This is a genomic window from Pseudomonas sp. P8_241 (assembly GCF_034008315.1).
Taxonomy (GTDB): Bacteria; Pseudomonadota; Gammaproteobacteria; order Pseudomonadales; family Pseudomonadaceae; genus Aquipseudomonas.
In genome coordinates this window covers 5035609-5059355 of the sequence record NZ_CP125377.1, presented here as the reverse complement: position 1 = coordinate 5059355, position 23747 = coordinate 5035609, and the positions used below count along the sequence as shown (strand labels likewise).

General features: G+C 59.1%; 25 protein-coding genes. 14 read left to right on the top strand and 11 right to left on the bottom strand.

Translation table 11 applies throughout. The features are described from left to right. Positions 1-14: 14 nt before the first annotated feature. From rnd to QMK58_RS22510, 3 genes are all read left to right on the top strand, one after another. The gene (gene rnd, locus QMK58_RS22520; RefSeq protein WP_053155803.1) at positions 15-1148 is read left to right on the top strand and encodes a ribonuclease D; all 1134 of its coding nucleotides are present in this window, start codon (positions 15-17) and stop codon (positions 1146-1148) included. Continuing rightward, positions 1145-1438 (top strand): YcgL domain-containing protein, encoded by a 294-nt coding sequence (locus tag QMK58_RS22515; RefSeq protein ID WP_053155806.1) that lies wholly within the window; start codon positions 1145-1147, stop codon positions 1436-1438. Before rnd ends, QMK58_RS22515 begins: the two co-directional genes overlap by 4 nt. Positions 1439-1556: 118 nt before the next feature. Next, a complete protein-coding gene (locus QMK58_RS22510; RefSeq protein ID WP_320395461.1) occupies positions 1557-2489 on the top strand; it encodes a D-2-hydroxyacid dehydrogenase in 933 nt (310 codons plus the stop codon). Positions 2490-2558: 69 nt separating this feature from the next. Here QMK58_RS22510 and QMK58_RS22505 read toward each other — a convergent pair whose 3' ends face one another. Next, positions 2559-3152 (bottom strand): nitroreductase family protein, encoded by a 594-nt coding sequence (locus tag QMK58_RS22505; protein WP_053155811.1) that lies wholly within the window; start codon positions 3150-3152, stop codon positions 2559-2561. A gap of 164 nt (positions 3153-3316) precedes the next feature. Here QMK58_RS22505 and QMK58_RS22500 point away from each other — a divergent pair, with 164 nt between their 5' ends. Both QMK58_RS22500 and QMK58_RS22495 read left to right on the top strand, forming a co-directional pair. Then, positions 3317-3766: a YcgN family cysteine cluster protein gene (locus QMK58_RS22500; RefSeq protein WP_053155815.1), complete on the top strand. Its 450-nt coding sequence runs from the start codon at positions 3317-3319 to the stop codon at positions 3764-3766. Positions 3767-3802: 36 nt separating this feature from the next. After that, positions 3803-5032: a hypothetical protein gene (locus tag QMK58_RS22495; RefSeq protein WP_320395460.1), complete on the top strand. Its 1230-nt coding sequence runs from the start codon at positions 3803-3805 to the stop codon at positions 5030-5032. Positions 5033-5121: 89 nt separating this feature from the next. Here the strand turns inward: QMK58_RS22495 and QMK58_RS22490 are convergent, their stop codons facing one another. The 3 genes from QMK58_RS22490 to QMK58_RS22480 form a co-directional block, all read right to left on the bottom strand. Continuing rightward, a complete protein-coding gene (locus tag QMK58_RS22490; protein WP_053155821.1) occupies positions 5122-5499 on the bottom strand; it encodes a DUF2892 domain-containing protein in 378 nt (125 codons plus the stop codon). 91 nt (positions 5500-5590) lie between these two features. Further along, positions 5591-6061 carry an RNA methyltransferase gene (locus QMK58_RS22485; RefSeq protein WP_046816778.1) on the bottom strand — a complete coding sequence of 157 codons (471 nt, stop codon included), beginning with the start codon at positions 6059-6061 and terminating at the stop codon, positions 5591-5593. Positions 6062-6197: 136 nt separating this feature from the next. After that, positions 6198-6659 (bottom strand): MarR family winged helix-turn-helix transcriptional regulator, encoded by a 462-nt coding sequence (locus QMK58_RS22480; protein WP_053155824.1) that lies wholly within the window; start codon positions 6657-6659, stop codon positions 6198-6200. 170 nt (positions 6660-6829) lie between these two features. On the opposite strand from QMK58_RS22480, the gene QMK58_RS22475 reads away from it, so the two are divergent. Further along, on the top strand, positions 6830-7579 hold the full coding sequence (locus tag QMK58_RS22475) for a sulfite exporter TauE/SafE family protein (protein WP_053155826.1): 750 nt from the start codon (positions 6830-6832) through the stop codon (positions 7577-7579). Here QMK58_RS22475 and QMK58_RS22470 read toward each other — a convergent pair. After that, positions 7569-8423 carry a LysR substrate-binding domain-containing protein gene (locus tag QMK58_RS22470; protein WP_053155830.1) on the bottom strand — a complete coding sequence of 285 codons (855 nt, stop codon included), beginning with the start codon at positions 8421-8423 and terminating at the stop codon, positions 7569-7571. The genes QMK58_RS22475 and QMK58_RS22470 overlap by 11 nt on opposite strands. A 95-nt stretch (positions 8424-8518) precedes the next feature. On the opposite strand from QMK58_RS22470, the gene QMK58_RS22465 reads away from it, so the two are divergent. Together QMK58_RS22465 and QMK58_RS22460 are read left to right on the top strand one after the other, a co-directional pair. After that, a complete protein-coding gene (locus tag QMK58_RS22465) occupies positions 8519-8734 on the top strand; it encodes a DUF1127 domain-containing protein (RefSeq protein ID WP_053155833.1) in 216 nt (71 codons plus the stop codon). Positions 8735-8798: 64 nt separating this feature from the next. Continuing rightward, the gene (locus tag QMK58_RS22460; RefSeq protein WP_053155836.1) at positions 8799-10028 is read left to right on the top strand and encodes a winged helix-turn-helix domain-containing protein; all 1230 of its coding nucleotides are present in this window, start codon (positions 8799-8801) and stop codon (positions 10026-10028) included. 87 nt (positions 10029-10115) lie between these two features. Here the strand turns inward: QMK58_RS22460 and QMK58_RS22455 are convergent, their stop codons facing one another. Further along, positions 10116-11462, bottom strand: a complete 1347-nt coding sequence (locus QMK58_RS22455) for a class II 3-deoxy-7-phosphoheptulonate synthase (RefSeq protein WP_053155839.1) — start codon at positions 11460-11462, stop codon at positions 10116-10118. Positions 11463-11611: 149 nt separating this feature from the next. On the opposite strand from QMK58_RS22455, the gene QMK58_RS22450 reads away from it, so the two are divergent. Beyond that, positions 11612-12367 (top strand): spermidine synthase, encoded by a 756-nt coding sequence (locus tag QMK58_RS22450; protein WP_053155842.1) that lies wholly within the window; start codon positions 11612-11614, stop codon positions 12365-12367. 95 nt (positions 12368-12462) lie between these two features. Here the strand turns inward: QMK58_RS22450 and QMK58_RS22445 are convergent, their stop codons facing one another. After that, on the bottom strand, positions 12463-13254 hold the full coding sequence (locus QMK58_RS22445) for a crotonase/enoyl-CoA hydratase family protein (protein WP_053155844.1): 792 nt from the start codon (positions 13252-13254) through the stop codon (positions 12463-12465). Positions 13255-13676: 422 nt separating this feature from the next. Between QMK58_RS22445 and QMK58_RS22440 the strand changes: the two genes are divergently transcribed. After that, on the top strand, positions 13677-15350 hold the full coding sequence (locus tag QMK58_RS22440) for a DEAD/DEAH box helicase (protein WP_034150150.1): 1674 nt from the start codon (positions 13677-13679) through the stop codon (positions 15348-15350). A gap of 151 nt (positions 15351-15501) precedes the next feature. On the opposite strand, the gene QMK58_RS22435 is transcribed toward QMK58_RS22440, so the two are convergent. After that, on the bottom strand, positions 15502-16269 hold the full coding sequence (locus tag QMK58_RS22435; RefSeq protein ID WP_053155848.1) for a DODA-type extradiol aromatic ring-opening family dioxygenase: 768 nt from the start codon (positions 16267-16269) through the stop codon (positions 15502-15504). A 102-nt stretch (positions 16270-16371) separates the two neighbouring features. On the opposite strand from QMK58_RS22435, the gene QMK58_RS22430 reads away from it, so the two are divergent. Further along, entirely contained in the window at positions 16372-17028 is a 657-nt protein-coding gene (locus QMK58_RS22430; protein WP_053155850.1) for a thiopurine S-methyltransferase, read from the top strand. A 177-nt stretch (positions 17029-17205) separates the two neighbouring features. On the opposite strand, the gene htpX is transcribed toward QMK58_RS22430, so the two are convergent. Together htpX and QMK58_RS22420 are read right to left on the bottom strand one after the other, a co-directional pair. After that, entirely contained in the window at positions 17206-18096 is an 891-nt protein-coding gene (htpX, locus tag QMK58_RS22425; protein ID WP_008059113.1) for a protease HtpX, read from the bottom strand. A 317-nt stretch (positions 18097-18413) separates the two neighbouring features. Continuing rightward, a complete protein-coding gene (locus tag QMK58_RS22420; protein ID WP_008030363.1) occupies positions 18414-19625 on the bottom strand; it encodes a pyridoxal phosphate-dependent aminotransferase in 1212 nt (403 codons plus the stop codon). Positions 19626-19851: 226 nt separating this feature from the next. On the opposite strand from QMK58_RS22420, the gene msrB reads away from it, so the two are divergent. From msrB to QMK58_RS22405, 3 genes are all read left to right on the top strand, one after another. Next, a complete protein-coding gene (gene msrB / locus QMK58_RS22415) occupies positions 19852-20247 on the top strand; it encodes a peptide-methionine (R)-S-oxide reductase MsrB (protein WP_053156062.1) in 396 nt (131 codons plus the stop codon). Positions 20248-20422: 175 nt separating this feature from the next. Beyond that, positions 20423-20908, top strand: a complete 486-nt coding sequence (locus QMK58_RS22410) for a glutathione peroxidase (protein WP_053155853.1) — start codon at positions 20423-20425, stop codon at positions 20906-20908. Further along, complete coding sequence (locus QMK58_RS22405; protein WP_053155856.1) at positions 20905-21366, top strand: MarR family winged helix-turn-helix transcriptional regulator; 462 nt, start codon at positions 20905-20907, stop codon at positions 21364-21366. The genes QMK58_RS22410 and QMK58_RS22405 overlap by 4 nt, the downstream gene beginning before the upstream one ends. On the opposite strand, the gene QMK58_RS22400 is transcribed toward QMK58_RS22405, so the two are convergent. Then, positions 21350-23671 carry a response regulator gene (locus QMK58_RS22400; protein ID WP_320395459.1) on the bottom strand — a complete coding sequence of 774 codons (2322 nt, stop codon included), beginning with the start codon at positions 23669-23671 and terminating at the stop codon, positions 21350-21352. The genes QMK58_RS22405 and QMK58_RS22400 overlap by 17 nt on opposite strands. Positions 23672-23747: the final 76 nt, after the last annotated feature.

The following is a 23747-nucleotide window of genomic DNA, read 5'->3' as shown; positions in this document are numbered from 1 at the left end:
CAAGGGAGAGCCGTGTGGCCATCGATATTCACTGGATTCGCGACAACGATAGCCTCGGTCGGTTTTGCACCGAGTGGCAACAGCTGCCTTTCGTTGCCCTCGACACCGAATTCATGCGGGTCGACACCTTCTACCCGATTGCCGGCCTGCTGCAGATCGGCGACGGCCAACGCGCTTACCTGATTGATCCGCTGACCATCAATGACTGGAAGCCCTTATCCGCGCTGCTGGAAAATCCGGCCGTGGTCAAGGTCGTCCACGCCTGTAGCGAAGACCTCGAAGTCTTGCTGCGCCTGACCGGCAGCCTGCCGGTGCCGTTGTTCGATACGCAATTGGCTGCCGCTTACCTGAACCTGGGTTTCTCCATGGGGTACTCGCGGTTGGTGCAGGAAGTGCTCGGTATCGACCTGCCCAAAGGCGAAACCCGTTCCGACTGGCTGCAACGTCCGCTTTCCGATACGCAGATCAGCTATGCCGCCGAGGACGCCCTGCACCTGGCGGAGGTTTTCGTACAGCTGCGTCCGAAGCTTTCCGACGAGAAATATGCCTGGGTACTGGAAGATGGCGCCGAACTGGTGGCCAACCTGCGCCGCGAAATCGATCCGTACGAGGTCTATCGCGACGCCAAGCTGGCCTGGAAGTTGTCCCGCGCCCAACTCGTCGTATTGCGTGAGCTCTGTGCCTGGCGCGAGAAGGAAGCCCGCGCCCGTGACCTGCCTCGCAACCGCATCATCCGTGAGCATTCGCTGTGGCCGCTGGCGCGCACCCAGCCGGACAACCTTGGCGCACTGGCGAAAATCGAAGACATGCACCCGCGTACCGTGCGTCAGGACGGCGAGTTTCTGCTTGATCTGATCAAACGCTCTGGCAGTGTGTCGCCTGATCAATGGCCGCCAGCCGTGCCGGAGCCATTGCCGGTGGACGCCGCCGCGTTGCTCAAGCAAATGAAAGCCATCGGCCAGGCTGAGGCCGAGCGCCTGAACATCGCGCCGGAACTGATGCTGCGCAAGAAAACCCTGGAAGCGCTGCTCAAGAGCGGCTTCCCCAATGGTCCCTACCAATTGCCTGATTCGCTGCGTGGCTGGCGCCGCGAATTGATGGGCCAGGCGCTGCTCGACAGCCTGGCCACCGCCGGAGAACAGCCTTGAAACGAATTTGCTCGATCTATCGCAGTACCAAAAGAAACGAAATGTACCTGTATGTGCTCAAGAGCGATGCCCTGGAGCGCGTGCCGGAAACGTTGATGGCCGCCTTCGGCAAAGCCATTCACGCCTTTGACCTGGTGTTGAGCCCAGAGCGCAAGCTGTCGCGGGAAGACATCACGGTCGTGCTGGAAAACCTTGATAAACAGGGTTATCACCTGCAAATGCCGCCGGCCGAAGACGAGTACATCGAACATTTGCCGGAAGAGTTGTTGCGCCGCAACGATCCGATGTGATCGGCAGACAGGCTCCGTTCAGAGCCACTGTGAAACACTGATTGATTTTGGCGATGGCCGCATCGATGGATTGATACTTTATCGACGGCTGTCCGCACCGCTTTTGAAAGGTTGAAGCATGCGCGTTCTGATTGCTGAACACGACCACCCCGAGTACGCCCGGTTGTTGCGCGAGGCAGCGCCGGAACTGGACGTGCTGACCAGCGGGGATTCTGCTGAATTGGCCAGCCAGGCCGCCGATTGCCCGGTCTGGCTCGGTCAGCCTGATCTGCTGGCGACGCTGTTGCGTCAGGGCCATCAGCCACAATGGCTGCAATCGACTTGGGCGGGCATCACGCCGCTGCTGGCCGACGGTTTGCCACGGCACTATCGTTTGACCCGCGCGGTGGGGATTTTCGGGCAGGTCATGGCCGAATATGTGCTCACGTACATGCTCGGGCACGAGCGTGAAGTGCTGGCCAGGCTGGTCAGTCAGGTCGAGCGCAAGTGGGACAGTCGCCACGGCCAGAGTCTGGCGGGGCGCAAGGTGTTGATTGTCGGTACGGGTGATATCGGGCAAACCGTCGCGCAATTTCTCGTGCCGTTTGGCGTCGAGTTGTACGGTGTTGCCAGTAGCGCTCGCGAGCAGGCGCCGTTTGTCGAAGTCGGTTCGCTGGCGGATCTGCCGCGCCTGGTCGGTGAAATGGATTTCGTGGTCAACCTGCTGCCCAATACGCCAGACACCCACGACATTTATGATGCCGCGCTGTTCAAGCAATTCAAGGCGACCGGGTTGTTCATCAACGTCGGACGCGGCGTGGCGGTGGTCGATGCGGATCTGGTTGAAGCTTTGAAGGAAGGGCATCTGGCGGGGGCAGTGATTGACGTGTGCCGCCAGGAGCCGTTGCCGCAGCGCCATCCTTTCTGGACTGCCTGGGGCTTGCTGCTGACCGGTCACAGTTCCGCGCCGACATCGCCATCGATGATGGTGCAGTTGTTTGTCGAGAACCTGCGGGCGTATCAGGCGGGCGAGGCGTTGCGCGGAGAAGTGGATTTCAATCGCGGGTATTGAGGCGCAGGAAAAAGATCGCAGCCTGCGACAGCTCCTGTAGGAGCTGTCGCAGGCTGCGATCTTTTGCTTTTAGAGGGTGAAATCACCTTCCGCCGCCAACTCGCTCAACGGACGACGCGGGCTTGGCTCCTCTCGCGCTTGCAGGTACTCCGCCAGGCTGGCCTTGTCGCCCAGCTTGCCGACGGCCACGGCCGCGTGCAGCGCGTAACCTTCAGGAATGTTCAGTTCTTTGCGGGTCAGTTCCTGATCGAAACCGGCCATGCCGTGGGTGTGCCAGCCGCTGATGCTCGCTTGCAGCGCCAGATGACCCCAGGCGGAACCTGTGTCGAAGGTATGCCACAGCGCCGGGGTTTCTTCGCTGGCACCAGGCGCGGCGAAGGTGGTTTTCGAGATCACGATCACCAATGCCGAAGCATGCTGTGCCCAGCTGCGATTGAACTCGTTCAGCAGGCCCAGGTAACGCTCCCAGTTTGGCGTATCGCGACGCGCGTAGAGAAACCGCCAAGGTTGAGAGTTGTACGCCGACGGTGCCCAGCGTGCAGCTTCGAAGAAGCTCAGCAGGGTTTCTTCGGGAATGGCTTCGCCGGTGAAGGCGCGGGGCGACCAGCGATCGGTGAACTGTCGGTGGATGGCGTATTCGGCAACGCGTGGGTTAGCACTCATCAAGAGATTCCTTGCTACGTTTGAAGGTGGAAGCGACGCGAAACCCTACTTGGCGGCGCTAAAACTGACAAGCACGTTCTACCGGCAGTCGCCAATGCTTGGCCGCAAGGCCTGCGGGCACTAGACTGGCGGCCTTTTCACCATCTGATGTCGATGCTCGAACCATGGCTGCCAAAGTAGAACCGTTCTGGATACGCAAAACCCTCGATCAACTCGATCAGGAGGAATGGGAATCGCTGTGCGACGGTTGTGGCCTGTGCTGCCTGCAAAAGCTTGAAGATGAAGACGACAACAGTGTCTATTACACCCGCATCGCCTGCAAACTGCTGGACCTGAAAACCTGTCAGTGCAGCGATTACCCGAATCGTCGCGATTCGGTGCCGGACTGTATCCAGCTCACGCCGGGCAAGGCCGACGAGTTCAAGTGGTTGCCGCCGACCTGCGGCTATCGCCTGGTCAGTGAAGGCAAGGACCTGCCGCTGTGGCATCACCTGGTGTGCGGTGATCGCGATGCGGTGCACCACGAACGCATCTCCCAGTCCGGGCGCATGCTCGCCGAGGGCAGCGTGTCGGAAGACGACTGGGAAGATCATCTGATTTTCAGGGCTGGCTGATCGCCCACGGATCTGACGTTTCACGAAGGAGTGTGTATGGCTGTGGGATGGCGGCTGGCGTTGACGGTTGGATGTCTGCTCTTGGGCTCGCCCGTGTGGGCCGCTCAGAAGGTTGATCTGGATTATCACGTGCGCCTGTTGCCGCAAAGCGACCAGGCCGAAGTGCGCCTGACGCTGGCACGAGGTTCGGTGGTGCGCAGCCTGGATTTCGACCTCGGCGACGGCAGTCACTACAGCGACTTCAAGGCCGATGGGCAATGGCAGCTGAGCCCAGGCAAGGAGGCGCGCGGTCTCTGGCGACCGGCCGCCGACAAGGCCAGCCTGACCTATCGCGTTCGTATCAGCCACGGTCGCAAGAGCGGCAGTTTCGATACGCGCATGACACCGAACTGGGCATTGATGCGCGGCGACGATCTGGTGCCGGCCGCCCGCCTCGATCAGCAGGACGGTATCGAATTGGTTTCACGTCTTGAGCTCGAGCTTCCCGGCGGCTGGAAGAGCGTCGAAACTGCCTGGCCGCGGATCGGCAAAAATAAATTCCGTATCGATAATCCGTCCCGACTGTTCGACCGACCCACAGGCTGGATGCTCGCTGGTCAACTTGGTAGCCGTCGCACTCGACTGGGCGAAACCGAGGTCACCGTCAGCTCCCCGCAAGGGCAGGGCATGCGCCGGATGGATGTGCTGACGCTGTTGACGTTTGTCTGGCCGCAAGTGCAAGCGGTGTTTCCTCGTCATCCCACCAAGCTGTTGATCGTGGGCGCCAGCGATCCTATGTGGCGCGGCAGTCTGGCGGCACATGAGTCGATCTACCTGAACAGCCGTCTGCCGTTGGTCAGCGAAAGCGGCACCAGTGCGTTGGTGCGGGAGTTGGCACAGGTATTGGGGCGGATCAACGACAAGCAGCGCAGCGACTGGATCAGCGAAGGGTTTGCCGAGTATTACGCCATTGAACTGGTGCGCCGTGCTGGTGGCATGAGCGATGAACGGTTCGACAGCTTGCATGGAAAACTGCTGAAGAGCAGCCAGAAGGTCACGACCTTGCGCGGTGAGCAGGCCAGCCCGGCGCAGGTGGCCAAGGCCGTTCTGTTGTTGCAGGAGCTGGATCGCGAGATTCGCTTGAAGACTCGCAATAAGCGATCACTGGATGATGTGCTGCGCGGCGCGATGCGTCTGGAGAGCGTTGATACCAAGGACTTTGTTGAGCTGTCAGAAAGTGTTATCGGCGACTCCTCCAAAGTCCTCGATACCGGGTTGCTCGAATAGGGAGCAGAAGCTCGCAGCCTTCGGCGCCTCCTGCAGGGTGCGTACACCCATAGGAGCCGCCGAAGGCTGCGAGCTTTTGCTTTGAATCATCAAACGCCGGTTTTCGGTGAATTCAATGAATCATTGCCCGTCACCGTTGCGGTTTTGGTTGCCGCCTCGGCATTGGCTTTCAACTGGCTCAGCTCTTCACCCGCCCGCTGGATTTTCGCCCGCACGTTGTTCATGTCCTGACGGCTTTTCTCCAACAGGCTTTTCGCCGAACTGTGGCCGGTAATACCACGGGCCAGAGCAACACCGCCGATGGCGACCTGGATCAACCCGAAGATCCCGCCGCGACGCAGGCCCTTACCCACCATCACTACGCCACCGGCGATAGAACCGATGCGTTCCCAGCCCTGAACATTCTGATCGACAGGGGTCTGGAATGGGGTGGATTCGATTCGTTCGACGCGCTTGAGTTCTCTCATGATCTTTCTCCAGGCAGGAAGGGCTGCTTCAGACTCGATAGTAAAGCTGACTGCCGGGGCGGGCCGCTTGTTCCATCGAATATGCGTTGACTCAGCGAAATTTCGGTCCCGAGCGGGTGTTGAGCCCTTTGGCCATGCGGTCGTAGAGCACGACGTTGACCGTCGCGGCCAGGTTCATGCAACCCGTGGTCGGGATGTACACCACGTCTTCGCACCAGTCGCGAATCTCTTTATCCAGCGAGCCGTCTTCCGGACCGAAGATGTAAAGCGCGCGATCGGGGTGGGTGTACTCCGGCAACGGACGGGCGCCATCGACCAGTTCCACGGCGACCGGAACGCAGTTCAGTGGCAGGATTTTTTTCAGGTCGTCGATGCCGATCAGCGGGATATCGTAGTGGACACGCTTGGTATCGGTGACGAAATCGGCGGCGCGTTCATAGCGCTTGCCGGTGTAAAACACCGAGGCCACGCCATAACAGCCAGCGGCGCGCATCACCGAACCGACGTTCTCCGGTGATTTGGGGTTATACAAACCAATGCAGCTGTACCGTTTGTCTGCCACGAGCGGGGTGCCTTTCTAAAAAAAGCGCGATTATACGGGGATTGGGGGAGGGTGGTCAGTTTGTAGATTGGTGGTGTTCGGACGGCCGCCTTCCCGGGCAACTGCGCTCCCACAGGGGATTTTTTTACTTGGAACATTACAGGCGGTCTTGCAGGTGGCTGCGCAGCTCTTGCAGATCGGCTTGCAATTTTTGCAGGCGCTCGAGCGTCAGGCCGCTGGCGCCGAGGATGCACTGGGGAATATCCCGGGCCTTGTCCCGCAAGGCGCGACCCTGCTCGGTCAACTCGACGTTCACCACCCGTTCATCTTCGCGGCTGCGAGTACGGCTGAGCAAACCTTCAGCTTCCAGGCGTTTGAGCAGCGGAGTGAGTGAGCCAGGATCGGTCAGCAGTCGCGTGCTTATTTCGCCTACGGTCAAACCGTCCCGTTCCCACAGCACCATCATTGCCAGGTATTGCGGATAAGTCAGCCCCAGTGTCTGCAGCAGCGGTTTGTAGACCTTGGTCATCATCAACGACGTGGAATGCAGGGCGAAGCAGACCTGATTATCCAGCAACAGCTGCTCGCAGTTATCCGGTGTGATGCGCTCGGTGGTCATGTGGAAACCTTTTTCAGTGATCCTTGGAATCTAGCGGGCAAATCTTTAATGCGCCAGATAGTTCTGGCCGGCGTTGAGGCGAGTATCGCGAAGTCGATAGGTTGCTTTTTATTTCCGCGCCAGAATCATCTGCGTAGGATGAAAGGCCTGACGCAAAGGGAAAATCGCTTGTGATTGAGTTTTTGATGTACCTGGTTTTTGGCGCAGCCCTGGGCACGCTCGGTGGACTGTTTGGCATCGGCGGGGGATTGATCGCCATCCCGCTGCTGGGTGTGCTGTTCGGCCTCGATCAGCAGATTGCCCAAGGCACAGCTCTGGTAATGGTGGTGCCCAACGTCATGTTGGCGCTGTGGCGCTATCACCAGCGCAACCGTATTGTACTGCGCCACGCACTGCCGCTGGCTTCGATGGGTTTTTGCTTCGCCTGGCTCGGGTCCATCTGGGCGGTAGGGATCGATGCCCAAACCATGCGTATCGGTTTCGTTGCGTTCCTGGTGGCGTTATCGGCCTACAACCTGCTGAGAATGTTTTCCGCCAGCGCACCGGACGCGTCGCAGATGAACTATTCCTGGCCCTGGTTGGGTGTGCTCGGCGCTGCATCCGGTGCGATGGGCGGTCTGTTCGGGGTGGGCGGGGCGGTAGTGGCGACGCCAGTGCTGACCAGTGTGTTCGGCACCAGTCAGGTAGTGGCTCAGGGGTTGTCGCTGGCATTGGCGCTGCCCAGCACGGGCGTCACACTGGTGACGTACGCCGTGCACCACCAGGTTGACTGGTTGATTGGCATACCCTTGGCGATCGGAGGCCTGATGAGCATCAGCTGGGGGGTGAAAATTGCCCACGCGTTGCCTGAGCGACGATTGCGCGGTCTTTTTTGCGGCTTCCTGGTGTTTTGCGCAGTGATGCTCGCATTTAAAGTTTGAAGCCCTCGATGATGTGCTCGGCCAGGCATTCGGTAATGGGCGAAGGGTTGTGCAGGTTACGCACCAGCATGATGCTGGCCTCTGGCAGTACCGGGAGATCTTCGGCCTCACCCAGAATGCGCATGTCCGCAGTGATCAGGCTTTCCAGTTGTGCGGTGACGGCCAGACCTGCGCTGACCACGGCCATGATCGCCGACAGGCTGTCGCTGTTGTACGCGACGCGGTAATCGCGCCCCTGGGCATCGAGCGCATTGCACGCCCACAAGCGGCAGAAGCAATCACTGTTGAACATAGCCAGCGGCAGGGGCGTCTGTTCATGGGCGCTGTAACACTGTGCTTCGGCCCAGACAAACCGTTCCTTGCGCAACAGCTGGCCGATCTCGCTACCCGGCTCGCGGGTGACGATGGACAGGTCGAGATCCTGCCGCATCAACAGCTGTTTTGAGGATTCGCAGTGCACTTCGATCTGGATCAGCGGATAGGACTGGGCAAACTGCCGCAAAATCCCGGGCAGGAAACGCATCACATAATCGTCCGGCGTGCCGATGCGCACCATGCCGACCATGTCCGGTTCGCGCAGCGTATTGAACACCTCGCTGTGCAGCTTGAGGATTCGTCGCGCATACCCGAGCAATACCTGACCTTCGGCAGTCAGGCGCACTTGCCGCCCGTCACGCTGGAATAACTGACGTTGCAGCACGTCCTCTTCCAGTCGCTTCATCTGCATGCTCACCGCCGACTGGGTGCGATTGACCAGTGCACCGGCGCGGGTAAAACCGCCCTGGTCGGCAATGGCGACGAAGGTGCGCAGTACATCGGTATCGATACTCGGGTAGGCCGACATGCATCAATCTCCGAGATATGTGACATCAGAAACATTCGTTGGATTGATCTTAGACCTGGCGCGAGACTGGAGCCATCCAAACGGAGGGCAACAAGATGAAAGGTCAACATGAGTTTCATGGCGCAGAACACCATTCGGTTCACCTGATCTCCGATCTGCTGCACAAGGTCAGCCGCTGGTACGAATTGCATCGCGAACGCGAATTGCTGGCGAGCCTGAGCGACGAGGCACTCAAGGACATCGGCATGAGCCGTGCGGATGTGGAGAACGAGTCGATCAAGCCGTTCTGGAACGACCCGATGCATAAATGATGGGAGCCACGCTACACAAACCCCTTACCGGTGAGGTAGGTTGCGAGCAGACAAGGAGATGCCCATGCCCGCAACATTGTCCTTTACCCTCAAACAGGCTCGGCGTCTGGCGCTGGCCGCCCAAGGGTTCAATGGGCGGTCTTCGCCAGCGACGATCAAAGCTGTTGCGCTCAATCGCCTGATCGAACGGCTGGGCATTTTGCAGATCGATTCAGTCAATGCGTTGGTGCGATCGCACTACCTTCCGCTGTTTTCCCGCCTCGGCAACTACTCATCTGATTTGCTTGATCAGGCTGCCTGGAGTCAGGGCCGACGACGTACGTTGTTCGAGTATTGGGGGCATGAAGCTTCGTTGCTGCCTCTGTCGATGTACCCGTTGATGCGCTGGCGCATGCAGCGCGCGAGCCGTGGCGAAGACATTTATCAGCAATTGGCGCGTTTTGGTCATGAACAGCAGGACACGATTCGTCGGGTGCTGGCTTTGGTCGAGGAGCGGGGCGCGCTGGGGGCGGGGAGTTTGTCGACCCGTCAGGAGCGGGCCGGACCGTGGTGGGACTGGAGCGCAGAAAAGCACGCACTGGAATGGCTGTTCGCCGCTGGCGAAGTGACCGTGGCCGGACGTCGCGGATTCGAACGACTTTACGATTTGCCGGAGCGGGTGATTCCCTCGGCGATCCTCGCGCAACCGCCTCTGAATGAAGCCGAAGCGCAGCGTGGACTGTTGCTGCATGCAGCGACCGCGTTGGGTGTCGGCACGGAAAAGGATCTGCGCGATTACTTTCGACTCAATCCCGCGGACAGTCGTCCGCGATTGGCGGAGTTGGTCGAAGCGGGCGAGTTGCTTATCTGCGAAGTTCAAGGCTGGAAGCAACCGGCCTATTGCCTGTCCGAGCCCAAGGTGCCGCGCAAGGTCGAGGCCAGTGCATTGTTGTCACCCTTCGATTCGCTGATCTGGGAGCGCAGCCGGACGGAGCGTCTGTTCGACTTTCGCTATCGGCTGGAGATTTACACGCCGCAGGACAAGCGGGTCTACGGCTATTACGTCTTGCCGTTTTTGCACAACGAGCGAATTGCTGCACGGGTTGATTTGCGTGCGGAAAGGGCGGCGGGGCGATTGGCGGTGCACGCGGTGCATGAAGAGGAGACGGAGCTGGATGACGAGGGGATGCTGGCGCTGGCGGTCAATCTGCGGCAGATGGCGGATTGGCTGGGGTTGGCGCAGGTTCAGTTGAATTGCCCTAGGGCGAGTGCGGACAGGTTGCGGGTTGCATTGGCACAGGTTGGTGGCGACTGAGCTGACGCCATCGCTGGCAAGCCAGCTCCTACAAGGGGTTGCACATTCCTGTAGGAGCTGGCTTGCCGGCGATAAGTGCGACGCGATTTAGCGTCGAACCTGCTTCAAGGTTTCGGCAATCAAAAACGCCAATTCCAGCGACTGATCGGCATTCATCCGCGGGTCGCAATGGGTGTGGTATCGATCCGACAATCCATCCTCGGTAATCGGCCGAGCACCACCGATGCACTCGGTAACGTTCTGCCCGGTCATCTCGATATGGATGCCGCCGGCATAGGTGCCTTCCGCTTCGTGGACCTGGAAGAATTGCTTCACTTCCCCAAGGATCTGCGCGAAGTCGCGGGTCTTGTAGCCGCTGCTGGCCTTGATGGTATTGCCGTGCATCGGGTCCGAACTCCACAGCACTTGCTTGCCTTCACGCTGCACCGCGCGGATCAACTGCGGCAAGTGATCGCCGACCTTGTTCGCGCCCATCCGCGCGATCAGGTTCAGACGACCCGGGTCGTTGTCCGGGTTGAGCACGTCGATCAGACGAATCAGGTCGTCCGGGTTCATACTCGGGCCGACTTTGACGCCTATCGGGTTGTTCACCCCGCGCAGGAATTCGACGTGGGCGCCGTCGAGCTGGCGGGTGCGGTCGCCGATCCACAGCATATGTGCCGAGCAGTCGTAATAATCGTTGGTCAGGCTGTCGCGGCGCACGAACGCTTCTTCGTAGTTGAGCAGCAACGCTTCGTGGGCGGTGAAGAAGCTGGTCTCGCGCAGTTGTGGCGAGGTGTCCATGCCGCAGGCGCGCATAAACGCCAGGGTTTCATCGATACGGTCGGCCAGGTGACTGTACTTTTCCGCCAGTGCCGAGTTGGCAATAAAATCGAGGTTCCACTTGTGCACCTGATGCAAGTCGGCAAACCCGCCCTGGGCGAAGGCGCGCAACAGGTTCAGGGTGGCAGTGGACTGGTGATAGGACTGCAGCAGGCGTTCCGGGTCCGGCACGCGGCTTTTCTCGTCGAAACCGATGCCGTTGACGATGTCCCCACGGTAGGCGGGCAGGGTCACGCCATCGATGGTTTCGTCGTTGGCCGAGCGGGGCTTGGCGAACTGACCGGCCATGCGCCCGACCTTGACCACCGGACAACCGGCCGCAAACGTCATGACAATCGCCATTTGCAGCAGCACCTTGAAGGTGTCGCGGATTTTTGCCGCGGAGAATTCGGCAAAGCTTTCGGCGCAATCGCCACCCTGCAACAGGAAAGCGCGGCCCTGGGTCACTTCGGCAAACTGACGCCGCAACTCCCGGGCCTCACCGGCAAACACCAGCGGCGGATAGCTGGCCAGGGTTTGCTCGACATGCTGCAAATGTGCGGCGTCGGGGTATTGGGGTTGTTGCTGGATCGGCAGGGCGCGCCAGCTGTCAGGGCTCCAGGGTTGGCTCATCACGGTCTCTAGTGTTTTTCGCTCGGACGGTCATGTTATCAGCAAATTAGTGCGTGACCTGTTCCCGTCGCTTCGCGGACAATCGCGCCTTTGCCGCTTCATGTTGCGGTTCAGCGCGTTGCCGGGCCAGGCAGCGATCAGGAGACGAAATGACTGAGGAGCGCGTCGAGCATCTGCTCGCCGAGGTGCAGGACGAGTTTGGTGTGATCCGCGTGCTGGAAGTGGCCGATTACCGTTTTCTCGAGTTCGGTGATGCCATCGAACAAAGCTGTGTGTTCACCGCCGATCCGAGTTGGCTCGAGTACGACTACACCCGCGCGATGCTGATCGGTGCGCTGTGCCATGAGCAGCCGGAAAGCGCGCTGTTCCTCGGCCTCGGTGCCGGTACGCTGACCCAGGCCTGTCTCAAGTTCCTGCCGCTGGAAGATGTCGAGGCCATCGAGTTGCGCCCCGACGTCCCGCGTTTGGCTATCGAGTACCTGGGGCTGGATGACGATCCGCGCCTGTACATCCGGGTGGGCGATGCGCTGGAATTGCTCGATACCGCAGAGCCGGCGGACCTGATTTTCGTCGATCTGTACACCGACGTCGGTCCCGGTGTCGGGCATCTGGCCTGGAGTTTCCTGGAAAACTGCCAGAAACGCCTGAACCCCGGTGGCTGGCTGGTGATCAACCAATGGGCCACCGACGATGGCAAACCGTTGGGCGCCGCCCTGTTGCGCGGGTTGTATCACCGCCATTATTGGGAACTGCCGGTGAAAGAGGGCAATGTGATCCTGATCGTGCCGTCGGAGCTGGATCAGGTGCTGGACAGGCAAGGCCTGGCCGCCCGCGCCGAAGCGCTGGCGCCGCGGTTGGGGTATTCGCTGGATTCGCTGATCAAGTGCATTCGCCCGGCGACTTGAGGCATACAAATCTCCGTGTAGGAGCTGCCGAAGGCTGCGATCTTTTGGTCTTGAACGTCAAAAGATCGCAGCCTTCGGCAGCTCCTACGCGTTTTTCAGCAGCCTTTGAAAACTCCGGGTCTGCGCTCCACCATCGACCGCACGCCTTCGGCAGCATCCTCGCTGGCCATCAGCTTCTTCACCAGCGGCGGCAACCCCTGCGCCGCTGCGGTTTCCCCTTCATAACGGGCCTGTCGCGCAGACATGAGCGTGGCCTGAACGCCAAGCGGCGCCTGCCGGGCAATGCGTTCGGCCAGTTCAATCGCCCGGGGGAGCAGATCCTCACTGGCCATGACTTCCTGCACCAATCCCAGGTGCAGCGCATCGTGGGCGTCGAATTCATCTCCAGTCAGCAACCAACGCATCGCATTGCCCCAGCCTGAGACTTGATGCAGTCGCAGGGTGGCACCGCCAAATGGAAAAATTCCGCGCTGCACTTCCATTTGCGCGAACCGGGTGTTGCTGGCGCAAAGGTTGATGTCGGCTGCCAGCATCAATTCGATGCCAATGGTCAGGCAATAGCCTTGCGCGGCGACAATCACCGGTTTATTGACTCGCGGGCCTGCGAACACGCCCCACGGATCGCAGCCGCCCGGCGGCGCCTGCCAGCCTTCAGTCAGGGTGACGCTGGCGTTCACCAGGTCGAGTCCGGCGGTAAAATGCTCGCCATGACCAAACACCACCGCCACCCGCGCCGCAGCGTCGGCTTCGAACTCGCCATACGCCAGGCTCAGTTCATTGAGCAGGTCGAGATCGAAGGCATTGCGCTTGGCCACCCGATCCAGACCGATCAAGAACACATGACCCTTGCTTTCGCGGCTGACACGACTGGAGCAGGGCTGATTCATGGAGCGGTCCTCGGGGTGGGAGAGGCGTGTCAGACAGGCGGTCTGCACAGCAAAGGGTGAAGCGTTTTAGCGCTATCACCTGCAAGGCCGGGCCTTTGAAAAATAGACGGCTGATCGATTATTCGCAAAGCCTGTGACACAAAGGTGTATTCGGTGCATATCTGATAAAAAAAGCTCCCTTTTCGAGCTAATTCCGGTATAGTGCGCGCCGGCCTTTAACCGGGCCGCGTTTAGGTAGCGCAATTCCCCGAAGCCAGCTTCGGCTGCACGTCCGCCCCGCGGACTCTTCCTTGACGATTCTTTTCATTCATTCGTTTTCGCAAATCCCCGCCGACAAAGCTGCCAGGGCGACTCTTGAGTCTCAACACGGCACGCGCAGCTTTGGAGCATGGGTCTTTGCGGATGCACTTAGAGGCAGACCCATGACCCAGGAAACCGGCGGCTTCGCCGCTTTTAATCTTAATCCGAATATTCTTGCAGCCGTCACCGCGACTGGCTACGAAGAGCCATCGGCTATTCAGCAGCAATCGATCCCGATCATCATGGCCGGTCACGACATGATTGGTCAGGCGCAAACCGGTACGGGTAAAACCGCTGCGTTCGCCCTGCCGATCCTGCATCGCATCGATCCTGCAAAGCGCGAACCGCAAGCCCTGATCCTGGCCCCAACTCGTGAGTTGGCGCTACAAGTTGCAACCGCTTTCGAAACTTACGCCAAGCAAATGCCGGGCGTAACTGTTGTGGCTGTCTACGGCGGCGCGCCGATGGGCCCACAATTGAAAGCAATCCGTAATGGCGCACAGATCGTTGTCGCCACTCCGGGCCGTCTGTGCGATCACCTGCGTCGCGACGAAAAAGTACTGGCGACCGTGAACCACCTGGTTCTCGACGAAGCCGACGAAATGCTCAAGCTGGGCTTCATGGACGACCTGGAAGTTATCTTCAAGGCCCTGCCTGCAACCCGTCAGACCGTATTGTTCTCGGCCACCTTGCCGCAGTCGATCCGTGCCATTGCTGAACGCCATCTGCGCGATCCGCAACACGTGAAGATCCAGACCAAGACCCAGACCGTTACCGCGATCGAACAGGCTCACCTGTTGGTTCACGCCGACCAGAAGACTTCTGCCGTTCTCAGCTTGCTGGAAGTGGAAGATTTCGACGCCCTGATCATGTTCGTGCGCACCAAGCAAGCGACCCTGGACCTGGCCAGTGCCCTGGAAGCCAAAGGCTATAAAGCCGCTGCGCTGAACGGCGACATCGCCCAGAACCAGCGTGAGCGCGTGATCGACTCCCTCAAGGATGGCCGTCTGGACATCGTTGTGGCGACCGACGTTGCCGCTCGTGGTCTGGACGTTCCGCGCATCACTCACGTGTTCAACGTGGACATGCCGTACGACCCAGAGTCCTACGTTCACCGTATCGGCCGTACCGGCCGTGCCGGTCGCGAAGGTCGTGCGCTGCTGCTGGTGACTCCACGTGAGCGCCGCATGCTGCAAGTGATCGAGCGTGTAACCGGTCAGAAGGTTGCTGAAGTTCGCCTGCCGGACGCTCAAGCCGTTCTGGATGCGCGCATCAAGAAACTGACCAACAGCCTGTCGCCGCTGGTGGCTGAGGCCGAATCGACTCACGGTGATCTGCTCGATCGCCTGACCGCCGACATCGGTTGCAGCCCACGTGCCCTGGCCGCAGCCCTGCTGCGCAAGGCTACCAACGGTCAAGCGCTGAACCTGGCCGCTATCGAGAAAGAACGTCCACTGGTGCCGAACAACGCACCGCGTGGCGATCGTCCAGAGCGTTCCGGTGATCGTCCTGAGCGTGGTGACCGCGAGCGTCGCGCTCCGATGCCACTGGGCGAAGGCCGTGCACGTTGCCGTACCGCGCTGGGCGCGCGTGACGGTATCGCTGCCAAGAACCTGCTGGGCGCCATCCTTAACGAAGGTGGTCTGGCACGTGAAGCGATCGGTCGCATCCAGGTGCGTGACAGCTTCAGCCTCGTCGAGCTGCCGGAAGATGGTCTGGAGAAGTTGCTGACCAAACTGAAGGACACTCGCGTTGCCGGTAAGCAGTTGAAGCTGCGTCGCTACCGCGAAGATTGATCCGCTCTCGGGCTGATTGATCGAACATAAAAAATCCCCGACTGGTTCGGGGATTTTTTTTTGCCTGGGAAAAATTGCAGCCTTTGCCAGCTCCTACAAAGAAATGCGATCCCTTAGGAGCTGTCGAAGGCTGCGATCTTTTGCTTTTCCGCTAGCCGAATCGGTAGATGTCCATGCCCAGCGCGCCCAGGGTGAATCCTTGATGCGCAATGCTGAAATCGCCACCGGAGGCGCGAGCAAAGTACAGCGGCAACAAATGCTCATCACTCGGATGGTTGCGCACGGCGTTTGGCGCTTGCGCGCGATAGTCATGCAGCACGGCTTCATCGTCCGCCGCGAGTTTTTCGATCATCCAGTCACGGAATGATTGCGCCCAGGGTTCAACGCTTTCCGGGCCGGCATGCCAGTCCAGCTCCCGCAGATTATGGGTAATGCTGCCGGAGCCGATCAGTAACACGCCTTGCTCGCGCAGTCCGGCCAAGGCATGACCGACGCGGGTTTGCAGGGCAGGGCCGCCACGGGTGGGCAGGGAAACCTGAACAATCGGGATATCCGCCTGCGGATACATCAACGACAAGGGGACCCAAACGCCATGGTCGAACGGTCGCTGGGTGTCGAGGCGTGCGGCAAGGTCATTGGACTTCAGCAGCTCGACAACCTTTGCGGCCAACGCTGGATCACCCGCTGCCGGGTACTGCACGTCGAACAGGGCCTTGGGAAAACCACCGAAGTCATGCCAGGTTTCAGGCTGCGGATTTGCGCTGACCAGCAGCTCATTGCTTTCCCAGTGCGCCGAAACAATCACGATGGCCTCGGGTTTCGGCATCTCGGCGGCGAGGCGCGCAAGGGCTGGTCCGCTGGCGCCGGGTTCGAGTGCCAGCATGGGGGAGCCATGAGATATGTATAGGCTGGGGAACATGAATAAGCTCCTGAGAGTTAAGATGCTGTCATCTTCAATCAGTCATTGATCTAAATCTAATATAAGTTTTAGGGTTTTTTGATCGAATTTTCGGGGTTATTTATGCAGCCGGAGTTTTGGCACAAGAAATGGGCGTCGAACCAGATCGGCTTTCATCTGCCGCAGGTGAACCCTTATCTGAAGCGGTTCTGGCCGGCGTTAAGCCTGGAAGAAGGCGCGCGCGTATTGGTGCCCTTGTGTGGGAAAAGCCTGGATCTGCTGTGGCTCGCCCATCAGGGTCATGAGGTTTTGGGAATCGAACTGTCGGAAAAAGCCGTTGAGCATTTTTTCAGCGAACATGGCTTTGACCCGGCCGTCAGCGAGCAGGGACCGTTCAAGGTTTATCGGGCAGGTTCCATTGAGTTGTGGTGTGGCGATTTCTTTGAGCTGACGGCCGGGGATGTTGCCGATTGCTCTGCGCTTTATGATCGTGCGGCATTGATCGCATTGCCGACCGAAATGCGCGAGCGCTATGCCGCCCATTTGAAGCGGGTATTGCCGAAGGAGTCCCTTGGCCTGTTGATTACTCTGGACTATGAGCAGGCGCAAATGCCCGGTCCACCGTTTGCCGTACTTGATGATGAGGTGCAGAGGCTGTTCGGGGATTCATGGGCGCTGAAAATCCTGGAAGATCAGGATGTGCTGGGCGAGAGCGGGAAATTCCTGGAGGCAGGTGTCACACGGCTTGAGGAGCGGGTGTATCGGGTTTCCAGCCGCTAATAAAGTTCCCAGTCCCGGCCTCATCGCGGGCAAGCCCGCTCTCACAATGATCTGTGGTGTTCACAGATCCTGTGGGAGCGGGCTTGCCCGCGATGAGGCCCTGAAAAACACTGACTTTTTCGACCAGAAAAAAGGCCCGCATCGCTGCGGGCCTTTCAATTTTTGCTGTGAAGTCTCTTAGCCGCGACGACGCGCCAGCGCATCGATACGCTCTTCCAGTGGCGGGTGGCTCATGAACATGCGGGCAAACCCCTGCTTGATGCCACCGTTGATACCAAATGCATTGAGGGTGTCCGGCATGTGCACTGGCAGCCCCTGTTCCGCACGCAGTCGCTGCAGGGCACCGATCATTGCGGCAGTGCCCGCCAGGTTGGCACCGGCTTCGTCTGCACGGAACTCGCGCTTGCGCGAGAACCACATGACGATGGCGCTGGCCAGGATGCCCAGAACCAGTTCAGCGAAGATGGTCGCCACGTAGTAGGCGATGCCCTGGCCTTCTTCGTTCTTGAAGATCACTTTATCGACGAAGTTACCGATGATCCGTGCGAAGAACATCACAAAGGTGTTCACCACACCCTGGATCAGCGCCAGCGTGACCATGTCGCCATTGGCGACGTGGCCAATTTCGTGGGCCAGGACGGCTTTCACTTCATCCGGCGAGAAGCGCTCGAGCAAACCCTGGCTGACGGCGACCAAAGCGTCGTTCTTGTTCCAGCCCGTAGCGAACGCGTTCGCTTCGTAAGCCGGGAAGATACCCACTTCCGGCATCTTGATTCCGGCTTCGCGGGACAGCTGCTCGACGGTTTGCAGCAGCCATTGTTCATGGCGAGTGCGCGGCTGGCTGATGATCTGGGTGCTGGTGCTCATCTTCGCCATCCACTTGGAGATGAACAGCGAGAACAGCGAGCCGGCGAAACCAAAGACCGCACAGAAAATCAGCAGCTGATTGAGGTTGAGATCAACCCCATTGGCCGCCATGAACCCGTTGAAGCCGAAAAGGCTCAGGGTGATGCTGGCAATCAGCACGACCGCCAGGTTAGTGGCCAAAAACAGCAGGATGCGCATCATGGTTGTAGAAATCTCCTTGAGCTAAAGATGTAGCGTACTGCGGGGTATATAAGGTGCTGCACCGGGGTATTCAACTGGGTGACTATTTCAAACTGTGTCCTACGGCAATAGCTTAGCTGTTTGCAGGACATTTCCGAGGCGCAAGACGGAAGTGTTTAAAAGTCGATTTACCTCGAAGTCCCACGGTCCGTCAGGCGCAAACAGGTACGGCGTTATCGGTTGAGGACGGCAGCGGCAGAGAATTGCGGGACGTCAGTATGTGTTGCTGAATGAATCACCGGGCGACGGACACTCACGTCGCACGGTGGTAAGGCCGTTTACTGGCGGTAAGACTTGAGGAAGTTGCCGATGCGCCCGATGGCCATGTCCAGGTCGTCTACCCGTGGCAGGGTCACGACACGGAAGTGGTCCGGCCATGGCCAGTTGAACGCGGTGCCTTGCACCACTAGCAGCTTCTCGGAAAGCAGCAGGTCGAGGACAAATTTCTCGTCGTTGTGAATCGGGCACACCTTCGGGTCAATGCGCGGGAATGCATACAGCGCCCCCATCGGCTTGACGCAGCTCACGCCCGGGATGTCGTTGAGCAACTCCCAGGTGCGGTTGCGCTGCTCCAGCAGGCGGCCCTGCGGCAGTACCAGGTCATTGATGCTCTGATAGCCGCCAAGCGCGGTCTGGATCGCGTGCTGGCTCGGCACGTTGGCACACAGACGCATGTTGGCCAGCATGTCGATGCCTTCGATGTAGCTTTGGGCATGGTGCTTGGGACCGGAAATGGCGATCCAGCCGGAGCGGAAGCCGGCTACACGATAGGACTTTGACAGACCATTGAAGGTCAGACACAGCAGGTCCGGTGCCAGGGAGGCGGTGCAGATGTGCACGGCATCGTCATAGAGGATCTTGTCGTAGATTTCGTCGGAGAACACCACCAGATTGTGTTGGCGGGCCAGTTCCAGCATGCCCAGCAACACTTCTTTGGAATACACCGCGCCGGTCGGGTTGTTCGGGTTGATGATCACCAGCGCCTTGGTGTTCGGGGTGATCTTGGCCTTTATGTCGGCCAGGTCCGGCCACCAGTTGGCTTGCTCGTCGCACAGGTAGTGCACCGGATTGCCGCCGGACAGGCTCACGGCTGCGGTCCATAACGGATAATCAGGTGCCGGCACCAGCACTTCGTCGCCATTGTTGAGCAAGGCCTGCATCGACATCACGATCAGTTCGGAAACGCCGTTGCCCAGGTAGATGTCTTCAATGCCAACGCCTTCCACCTGCTTTTGCTGGTAGTACTGCATTACAGCCTTGCGCGCGCTGAACAGGCCTTTGGAGTCGCTGTAGCCTTGTGCTGTTGGCAAATTGCGGATGACGTCCTGGAGGATTTCATCCGGCGCTTCGAAACCAAAGGGCGCCGGGTTGCCGATGTTCAGCTTGAGGATGCGATGGCCTTCCTCTTCCAGGCGTTTGGCGTGCTTGAGCACTGGGCCGCGAATGTCGTAGCAGACGTTGGCGAGCTTGTTCGATTTGCTGACCTGCATGGCGATGTGTTCCCGAAAATGAACGATCCAGGCGGCGTGTGAACAACCGTGCTGGGAATCCTGCGTATTCACACAGGCCTGACGCCTTGAGATGCGGCACCCATAAATCCGTTTGAATGCGCGCGGTCCGGCTGCCAGACTGGGCTTTGACGAGGCGCAATCATACGTGCCGCCCGATCCGTGGAAAAGGTACAGATCGGGCTTTTTCAGCTGCTGAGGTGTGATGATGGAAAAGTTGGAAAAAACCCTGGAAGAATGGAAGGCGATGCTCGATCCAGAGCAATACAACGTGTGCCGCCTCAAAGGTACCGAACGACCGTTCTCCGGCAAATACAACGACAGCAAGATCGACGGTATCTTCCACTGCATCTGCTGCAACGAGCCGCTGTTCGACTCCAAAACCAAATTTGATTCCGGCTGCGGCTGGCCGAGCTTCTACGCACCGATCGGTGACAGTGCCATGACCGAGATCCGCGATGTCAGCCACGGCATGATCCGTACCGAAGTGGTTTGCGCCAAATGCGATGCACACCTGGGTCATGTGTTCCCGGATGGGCCACCACCTACCGGCCTGCGATATTGCATCAACTCGGTGTGCCTGGACCTGGTACCGCGAGGGTAATGCGAGCCCCGTAGGAGCTGCCGAAGGCTGCGATCTTTTGGCCTCAAATAGAGGTGATTAAGAGATCGCAGCCTTCGGCAGCTCCTACGGGTGTCGCTGGGTTGATTATTTAAATTGCACACAATTCAATTGTTAGCTACCTTTACGGTTCTTCCTCCCATCGGAAACCTTAACCATGAGCGACAATCTGCTGAACATCCCTTGCACCACCATCAAGGGTGAGCAAAAGACCCTGTCGGATTTCGCCGGCAAAGCCGTGCTGGTGGTCAATACGGCCAGTAAATGTGGCTTCACCCCTCAATACAAGGGACTGGAAGAGCTCTGGCAGACCTACAAGGATCAAGGCCTGGTGGTGCTCGGTTTTCCCTGCAACCAGTTCGGCAAGCAGGAGCCGGGCAACGAAGGGGCAATTTCCGAGTTCTGCGAGCTGAATTTCGGCGTCACTTTTCCGCTGTTCAAAAAGATTGATGTCAACGGCTCTGACGCCCATCCGCTGTTTGTGCAACTGAAAAAACGCGCGCCAGGTGTGCTGGGTTCCCAAGGGATCAAATGGAATTTCACCAAATTCCTGATCGGCAAGGATGGTCAGTTGGTCAAGCGTTTCGCCCCGGCGACCAAGCCGCAGGACTTGAACCGCGAGATCGAAGCCCTGCTCAAATGAATACCTTGTCCGTCGATTCGCTGAAACTGGACAGCCAGCTCTGTTTCAAACTGTACGCCGCGTCCCGGGCAGTGATTCGTGCCTATAAGCCGATGCTTGATCAATTAGGCCTGACTTACCCGCAATACCTGGCGATGCTGGTTTTGTGGGAGTGGCAGGAAACTGCGCCGCAGCAGCCCACCGTCAAGGCGCTGGGCGAGCGTCTGGCCCTGGATTCCGGCACGCTGACGCCGTTGCTCAAGCGTCTTGAGCAGCTGCAATTGGTCCAGCGCCAGCGTTCGGCGCGGGACGAGCGTGAGGTGCATCTGAGTCTGTCGCCAGCTGGGCAGGCCTTGCGTGAGCAGGTTGGGCCACTCAAGGCGCAGCTGTTGTGTGACAGCGGGGTCGACCTGGATCGCTTGAATGACTTGCGCAATGGTCTGGATCAACTGCTGGGGCAAATCAAGGCGCTGTCGTAAGAGGGATCCATAAATCCAGCAGGGCTGCCAGTTCCTCGCGCCTGAAGGGTTTGGCCAGATAGTCGCTCATGCCTGCCGCACGGCAACGTTCGCGCTCTTCGGACATCGCGTTGGCGGTCAGGGCGACAATGGGCAAATGCGGCCAACGCCCGCTGCGACGGATATGTCGGCTGGCTTCATAGCCGTCCATCACCGGCATGTTGCAGTCCATCAGTACCAGATCGAAATCACGCAGCTCCAGATGATCCAGCGCCTCGGCACCGTGGGCGGCGGTGACCACCTCACAGCCGAGTTTGCCGAGCATGCCCTTGGCCACCAATTGGTTGACCGGATTGTCCTCTACAAGCAAAACGCGCCCGCGACGCTGAAGGTTCTGCGCGTCGGGACGAGCTTCGTTGAGCGTGTTGTGTTCCGGTTGCAGAATCCGTTGCAAGGACTGGTACAGCGCCGTACGTGCCAAGGGCCGAGCCTGTTGCTGCAACGGGGCAAGTGCGCTGACCTCTTCGCTGGGCATGAAGTTACCGTAGGCCGTCACTAGCAAAATGGGTGCGGTAACGGTAGGGCGCAGGTTGAACAGGCATTCGGGGCAGTCGGTGATCAGCACGTCGAGCTCCACGCCATTCAGCGGATCATCGATGGAGCGCCGCTGAAATTCGAGTCCCCAGCCAGGCAACACTGTGCCCAGCAGCTCTGCCAGGCCACTGCTGGCGGCAGTGATCGCGATAACCTTGCCTTGCAATGGCACAGGAGGCAAGAAACGAGTGTGACTGGGCAACGGCAGAATCGCGCAGAACTGGCTGCCAAAACCCGCCTCGGAGCTGATGGTCAGGCGCCCCTGCATGGCTTCGCAGAGGTTATAGGTCAACGCCAGACCCAGTCCTGTGCCACCAAATTGCCGTGTAATGCCGGCACCGGCCTGGGTAAATGGCTGGAAAATCTTGAACTGGGCATCCAGTGGGATACCGATGCCGGTGTCGCAGACTTCTATTCTGACACCGCCCTCGAACGTCGCCAGGCGTACATCGACCCGACCGAATCGGGTGAATTTGAGGGCATTTGACAGCAGGTTGCTGACGATCTGTCGAACGCGAGTCGGATCGCCGAGCACCAGTGCCGGGAATTGCGGATCGATCAGGCAGGTCAGCTCCACGCTTGGCGCGGCGTTTTGCGACAACAGGTTGGCGGTGTCTTCGATCAGCGAACCCAGGTCAAACGGAATGTTTTCGAGTTCGAGCTGGCCGGCATCGAACTTCGACAAGTCAAGGATATCGTTGAGCAGCTCCACCAGAACTTTGCCCGAGTCGTGGGCAATGGACAGTTGCTGCTGCTGTTCGGAATTGAGCGGTCCGTCGAGGGACAGGGCGATCATGCCGAGCAACCCGTTGAGGGGGGTGCGGATTTCGTGACTCATATTGGCCAGGAATACCGATCGCGCTTCGGCCATTTCCAGCGCGGTGCTGCGGGCGATCTCCAGTTCCTGATTGGACTGGCTGAGCCGGGCATTGATCGCCTTGAGTTCAGTGGTGCGGGCCGAGACGATGTTTTCCAGTTGACCAAGGTAATCGGTCAGGCGATTTTCGGCGTTGCGCCGCTGCTGGATTTCCGTTGCGATATTTTTGAATTGCTGGTTGGCAACCTTGACCAGCACGCCAATTTCATCTTTGGCATGCCCGGCTGGACACTCCAGCGTCGTCGGCTCAGCGCTGCGCGGATCTCGGCTACTAAGCTCGCGAATCACCCGCACCAGGGGTTTGGTCAACATCACATAAAACAGGGCCAGCAGGATGCCCGTCAGGATCAGGCTGCGCGCAAAGCCGTTGAGCAGCGTGACTTCGGCGCGACGCAGGAAACGGTTGCCGAAAGAGTAGGTGTCGACGTCGAGCTGCAACGTGCCGAGGGATTCATTCGGCAAGTGACTCAGGTAAAGACGATCCTCGAAGCGCCGATTGGCCCCGAACAGGTAGTCGCTGATCACCCGATAGTTGCTTTCCATCGGCGGACGCTTGACGTTGGCCAGCACGGTTGCGTTGTTATCGGTCAACTTCGCGCCGATTATTGCCGGTGAGCGCAACAGGCCCTGGGTCAGCTCCTTGGCGAGTTCGGCGTCGATGTTATAGGCAATGCGCGAGGCCGGATTGTGGCTGATTTCCAGTAAAGACAGGATTTCACGATTGATGGAGGCGTCTTCACTGGCATAATCGATGCTGATTTGCACCAGGCTGAGCAGCGTGCCCAGAATAAAACCGACCAGCACGGTAAGCCGGGCTTGTTTGTAAGATAGCCGGTTGGTGAATTTGATATCCATGGGCGGGTGTGTCACTTCCTTTTCTTTTCGCTGCTCAAGCATAGCCGATCATGCATGGCGACCGATGCTCTGACGA

Excerpts from the sequence above, each read along its gene's own strand:
- QMK58_RS22510 (WP_320395461.1), top strand. The coding sequence starts at position 1,557 with ATGCGCGTTCTGATTGCTGAACACGACCACCCCGAGTACGCCCGGTTG.
- QMK58_RS22505 (WP_053155811.1), bottom strand. The coding sequence starts at position 3,152 with ATGAGTGCTAACCCACGCGTTGCCGAATACGCCATCCACCGACAGTTC.
- QMK58_RS22500 (WP_053155815.1), top strand. The coding sequence starts at position 3,317 with ATGGCTGCCAAAGTAGAACCGTTCTGGATACGCAAAACCCTCGATCAA.
- QMK58_RS22495 (WP_320395460.1), top strand. The coding sequence starts at position 3,803 with ATGGCTGTGGGATGGCGGCTGGCGTTGACGGTTGGATGTCTGCTCTTG.
- QMK58_RS22490 (WP_053155821.1), bottom strand. The coding sequence starts at position 5,499 with ATGAGAGAACTCAAGCGCGTCGAACGAATCGAATCCACCCCATTCCAG.
- QMK58_RS22480 (WP_053155824.1), bottom strand. The coding sequence starts at position 6,659 with ATGACCACCGAGCGCATCACACCGGATAACTGCGAGCAGCTGTTGCTG.
- QMK58_RS22470 (WP_053155830.1), bottom strand. The coding sequence starts at position 8,423 with ATGTCGGCCTACCCGAGTATCGATACCGATGTACTGCGCACCTTCGTC.
- QMK58_RS22465 (WP_053155833.1), top strand. The coding sequence starts at position 8,519 with ATGAAAGGTCAACATGAGTTTCATGGCGCAGAACACCATTCGGTTCAC.
- QMK58_RS22460 (WP_053155836.1), top strand. The coding sequence starts at position 8,799 with ATGCCCGCAACATTGTCCTTTACCCTCAAACAGGCTCGGCGTCTGGCG.
- QMK58_RS22455 (WP_053155839.1), bottom strand. The coding sequence starts at position 11,462 with ATGAGCCAACCCTGGAGCCCTGACAGCTGGCGCGCCCTGCCGATCCAG.
- QMK58_RS22450 (WP_053155842.1), top strand. The coding sequence starts at position 11,612 with ATGACTGAGGAGCGCGTCGAGCATCTGCTCGCCGAGGTGCAGGACGAG.
- QMK58_RS22445 (WP_053155844.1), bottom strand. The coding sequence starts at position 13,254 with ATGAATCAGCCCTGCTCCAGTCGTGTCAGCCGCGAAAGCAAGGGTCAT.
- QMK58_RS22440 (WP_034150150.1), top strand. The coding sequence starts at position 13,677 with ATGACCCAGGAAACCGGCGGCTTCGCCGCTTTTAATCTTAATCCGAAT.
- QMK58_RS22435 (WP_053155848.1), bottom strand. The coding sequence starts at position 16,269 with ATGTTCCCCAGCCTATACATATCTCATGGCTCCCCCATGCTGGCACTC.
- QMK58_RS22430 (WP_053155850.1), top strand. The coding sequence starts at position 16,372 with ATGCAGCCGGAGTTTTGGCACAAGAAATGGGCGTCGAACCAGATCGGC.
- htpX (WP_008059113.1), bottom strand. The coding sequence starts at position 18,096 with ATGATGCGCATCCTGCTGTTTTTGGCCACTAACCTGGCGGTCGTGCTG.
- QMK58_RS22420 (WP_008030363.1), bottom strand. The coding sequence starts at position 19,625 with ATGCAGGTCAGCAAATCGAACAAGCTCGCCAACGTCTGCTACGACATT.
- msrB (WP_053156062.1), top strand. The coding sequence starts at position 19,852 with ATGGAAAAGTTGGAAAAAACCCTGGAAGAATGGAAGGCGATGCTCGAT.
- QMK58_RS22410 (WP_053155853.1), top strand. The coding sequence starts at position 20,423 with ATGAGCGACAATCTGCTGAACATCCCTTGCACCACCATCAAGGGTGAG.
- QMK58_RS22405 (WP_053155856.1), top strand. The coding sequence starts at position 20,905 with ATGAATACCTTGTCCGTCGATTCGCTGAAACTGGACAGCCAGCTCTGT.
- QMK58_RS22400 (WP_320395459.1), bottom strand. The coding sequence starts at position 23,671 with ATGGATATCAAATTCACCAACCGGCTATCTTACAAACAAGCCCGGCTT.